Here is a 3,969-nt window from a genome sequence, read left to right as displayed (position 1 = left end):
TGGCCCACATGTGGTTCGGCGACCTCGTGACGATGGAGTGGTGGAACGACCTGTGGCTGAACGAGTCGTTCGCCACGTACACGTCGATCGCCTGCCAGGCGGCCCACCCCGAGTCGCGCTGGCCGCAGGCCTGGACGTCGTTCGCCAACTCCATGAAGACGTGGGCGTACCGGCAGGACCAGCTGCCGTCCACGCACCCGATCATGGCGGAGATCCGCGACCTGGACGACGTCCTCGTCAACTTCGACGGCATCACGTACGCCAAGGGCGCCTCCGTGCTGAAGCAGCTCGTCGCGTACGTCGGTGAGGACGAGTTCTTCCGGGGCGTGCAGGCGTACTTCAAGCGCCACGCGTACGGCAACACGCGCCTGTCGGACCTCCTGGGCGCCCTGGAGGAGACCTCCGGCCGCGACCTGAAGACCTGGTCGAAGCAGTGGCTGGAGACCGCGGGCATCAACGTCCTCCGCCCGGAGATCGAGACCGACGAGCACGGTGTCATCACCTCCTTCGCGATCCGCCAGGAGGCGCCCGCGCTGCCCGTCGGCGCGAAGGGCGAGCCGACGCTGCGCCCGCACCGCATCGCGGTCGGCCTGTACGAGCGCGACGAGGACAGCGGCAAGCTGGTCCGCGACGAGCGCGTCGAGCTGGACGTGGACGGCGAGCTGACCGCCGTGCCGCAGCTGGTGGGCAAGCGCCGCCCGGCGGTCGTCCTCCTCAACGACGACGACCTGTCGTACGCCAAGGTGCGTCTGGACGAGCAGTCCCTCGCCTTCGTCACCGAGCACCTCGGCGACTTCGCATCCTCCCTCCCCCGCGCCCTGTGCTGGGCCTCGGCCTGGGACATGACCCGCGACGCCGAACTCGCCGCCCGCGACTACCTGTCCCTGGTGCTGTCCGGCATCGGCAAGGAGTCGGACATCGGTGTCGTCCAGTCGCTGCACCGCCAGGTGAAGCTGGCGATCGACCTGTACGCGGACCCGGCCGGCCGTGAGGCGCTGCTGACCCGCTGGACGGACGCGACCCTCGCCCACCTGCGGGCCGCGGAGCCTGCCTCCGACCACCAGCTCGCCTGGGCCCGCGCGTTCGCGGCGACCGCCCGCACCCCCGAGCAGCTGGACCTGCTGGAGGCGCTGCTGGAGGGGACGCAGACGATCGAGGGGCTGGCCGTCGACACGGAGCTGCGCTGGTCGTTCGTCCAGCGGCTCGCGGCGGTGGGCCGCTACGACGAGGCGGAGATCGCCGGTGAGTACGAGCGCGACAAGACGGCGGCCGGTGAGCGTCACGCCACCACGGCCCGTGCCTCCCGCCCGACCCCGGAGGCCAAGGCCGAGGCCTGGTCCCAGGTCATCGAGTCGGACAAGCTTCCGAACGCCCTCCAGGAGGCGGTCATCGGCGGCTTCATCCAGACGGACCAGCGCGAGCTGCTCGCCGCGTACACGGACAAGTACTTCGAGGTCGTGAAGGACATCTGGGAGTCCCGTTCCCACGAGATCGCCCAGCAGGTCGCCATCGGCCTGTACCCGACGGTCCAGGTCTCCGAGGAGACGCTCCGCAAGACGGACGCCTGGCTCACGTCGGCCGAGCCCAACGCGGCCCTGCGCCGTCTGGTCTCCGAGTCCCGTTCGGGTGTCGAGCGCGCCCTGAAGGCCCAGGCCGCGGACGCGGCGGCGGCCTCGGCGGAGTAGTCCGGCGCGGGACGCGCTCCCCGGCCGCGCGCCGAGCGGCCGGTCGTACGAGAAGCAGGGGCGCCCGGTGGTCTCCACCGGGCGCCCCTGTCGTGCGTCGGTCCCGCCTCAGGCCGTTCGGGTGGTGTCCCGGACCAGCGGGGCCGGGCGGTCGCCGGGCTCGGCCGCCTGCTCCGGTCGGCGGGCTCCGCGCGGCTGGAGCTGGCCGAACACGGTCGCGGCGAAGGCGATGGCCATCCCGAGGAGCTGGAGGAGCGTGAGGGCCTGGCCGAGGGCGGCCCAGCCGATGACGGCGGCGGTCAGCGGGGAGAGGGGGCCGAGGAAGGTGACCTGGGTGGCGGAGAGGCGGCCGATGCCGCGGAACCAGAGCCAGTAGGAGACGGCGGTGTTGGCGAGGGCGAGGTAGAGGTATCCGCCGATCGCGCGGCCGTCCAGCGCGGGCGGCGCGCCCTCCACGAGAAGGGCGATCGGCGCGATGAGCAGGCCGCCGGCGGTCAACTGCCAGCCGGTGAGCGCGAGCGGGCCCACGCCCTCGGGGCGACCCCACCGCTTGGTGAGGACCACACCGGTCGACATGGAGGCGGTCGAGCCGAGCGCCGCGAGCACACCGATCGTGTCGAGCGCCCCGGCCGCCTTCAGCACGACCAGGCTGACGCCGAGCGCCGCCGCGATCCCTGTGAGCAGGGTCCGTACGGTCGGCCGCTCGCCCAGCAGCAGGGCCGCGAGCCCCGCGACGAACAGCGGTCCCACCGAGCCGACGACCGCCGCCATTCCGCCGGGCAGGCGGTACGCCGAGAGGAACAGCAGCGGGAAGAAGGCACCGATGTTCAGGGCGCCCAGCACCGCCGCCTTCCCCCACCAGGCGCCGCGCGGCAGCGTCCGGGAGAGCGCCAGGAGCAGCAGCCCGGCGGGGAGCGCCCGCATCAGCCCGGTGAACAGGGGCCGGTCGGCCGGCAGGAACTCGGTGGTGACGGCGTAGGTCGTGCCCCAGGAGATGGGCGCGAGGGCGGTCAGGGCTATGAGGGGGAGACGGTTCGCGGTCATGGGACGCGCCCTTCGCGCTCGGCTGGGTGGGGGACGATGGAGGTGCCGCGACGGTGGTTGATGGCCGCCGCCAGTATTACCTTGCTTGTCATTAGCTTAGCGCTAAGCAACTTTCCGTCAAGCCACTTTCTTGCGACCGACCGACACGCGTCCGATACTCGACCCATGACAGTGCGCCCCGAGCCCGAGATGTCCCCGCGCGACCCCGTCGACGCGATCGTCGAGCAGTGGGCGGCCGTCCGCCCCGACCTCGACACCACCGCGATGGAGGTCTTCGGGCGCGTCTACCGGCTGTCCCGCACGCTCGGCGACCGCATGGAGAAGACGTACGGGCGGTTCGGGATCTCGCGCGGCGAGTTCGACGTGCTCGCGACCCTGCGCCGGTCCGGCGAGCCGTACACCCTCTCGCCCCGTCAACTCTCGGGGACCCTCATGCTCACCACCGGCGGGATGACCGGCCGCCTCGACAAGCTCGAACGGGCGGGTCTGCTGCGCCGTTCACCCGACCCGCACGACCGCCGGGCCCTGCAGGTCACCCTCACGGACGAGGGTCTGCGGGTGATCGACGAGGCGGTGTCCGCGGGGCTCGCCGTCCAGACGGAGGCGCTCGCCCACCTGGACGAGGAACAGGCCGGCCAACTGGCCGACCTGCTGCGCACGCTCGTGGTGGGCACGGGTTCATGACGCGCCGGGCCGCGTCCGACCATGCGCGAGGCCGACGGGAACGGTCGGACGCGGCCTGGGACTTGGCCCCCAGCCATGCCGTCAGCGCCTCCTCGGCCGCGCCGGCGTCGGCGTCGTCCGCCGCCCAGGCCACATGCCCGTCGGGCCGCACGAGCACGGTGGTCCGGCGACTCGTCGTCGCACCGCTGAGCGACACGCGGCCGGCGGGCGGCGGCTGGCGGCCGACCGGGGAACGCCCGGGAACACGACGAGGGCACCCTCGGCGCACGGGGTGCGGAGGGTGCCCTCGACGGAACGCCGTCAGTGGGGGGCGGTCAGGCCTTCGCCTTGGCCTTGGGCTCGCGGTCCGTCGACCGGTCCAGGACCATCACCAGGCCGGTGATCAGCGCGAACAGCCCGATCGGCGCCACGACGAAGAGGCCGAGCGTCTCGATCACACTGAGGCCCGGACCCGGGTCGTCTCCGTCGTCGGGCGTCAGCGCGAGCGCGGGGGACGACATGAGCAGCATCATCAGCGTCGTACCGGCGGCCAGGGCGCCGGTACGACGCTGATGAT

4 protein-coding genes and 1 pseudogene are annotated in these 3,969 nt (G+C 72.5%); 2 read left to right on the top strand and 3 right to left on the bottom strand.

Going from position 1 to position 3,969, the window contains the following annotated elements; genetic code table 11:
* Positions 1 to 1,685: aminopeptidase N (pepN, locus tag AOK23_RS10935; RefSeq protein ID WP_063791313.1), on the top strand; the 1,685-nt coding region annotated here is incomplete at its 5' end.
* Between the two features lie 108 nt (positions 1,686 to 1,793).
* Here the strand turns inward: pepN and AOK23_RS10930 are convergent.
* Entirely contained in the window at positions 1,794 to 2,729 is a 936-nt protein-coding gene (locus tag AOK23_RS10930; RefSeq protein ID WP_055712551.1) for an EamA family transporter, read from the bottom strand.
* Positions 2,730 to 2,894: 165 nt separating this feature from the next.
* Here AOK23_RS10930 and AOK23_RS10925 point away from each other — a divergent pair, with 165 nt between their 5' ends.
* Positions 2,895 to 3,413, top strand: a complete 519-nt coding sequence (locus AOK23_RS10925) for a MarR family winged helix-turn-helix transcriptional regulator (protein ID WP_055712550.1) — start codon at positions 2,895 to 2,897, stop codon at positions 3,411 to 3,413.
* A 76-nt stretch (positions 3,414 to 3,489) separates the two neighbouring features.
* Here AOK23_RS10925 and AOK23_RS51625 read toward each other — a convergent pair.
* Both AOK23_RS51625 and AOK23_RS10920 read right to left on the bottom strand, forming a co-directional pair.
* Positions 3,490 to 3,609: pseudogene (locus AOK23_RS51625) on the bottom strand (aromatic-ring hydroxylase C-terminal domain-containing protein); the annotation flags it as partial.
* A 118-nt stretch (positions 3,610 to 3,727) separates the two neighbouring features.
* Positions 3,728 to 3,969: hypothetical protein (locus AOK23_RS10920; protein WP_420823700.1), on the bottom strand; the 242-nt coding region annotated here is incomplete at its 5' end.

Source organism: Streptomyces torulosus (assembly GCF_001419765.1).
GTDB classification, from domain to species: domain Bacteria; phylum Actinomycetota; class Actinomycetes; order Streptomycetales; family Streptomycetaceae; genus Streptomyces; species Streptomyces torulosus.
Note: the sequence above shows the minus strand (reverse complement) of the source record. Positions and strands in the feature narration are given on the sequence as shown.

Bases quoted from the DNA above. Each gene is read 5' to 3' on its own strand.
- AOK23_RS10930 (WP_055712551.1), bottom strand. From the start codon at position 2,729: ATGACCGCGAACCGTCTCCCCCTCATAGCCCTGACCGCCCTCGCGCCC.
- AOK23_RS10925 (WP_055712550.1), top strand. From the start codon at position 2,895: ATGACAGTGCGCCCCGAGCCCGAGATGTCCCCGCGCGACCCCGTCGAC.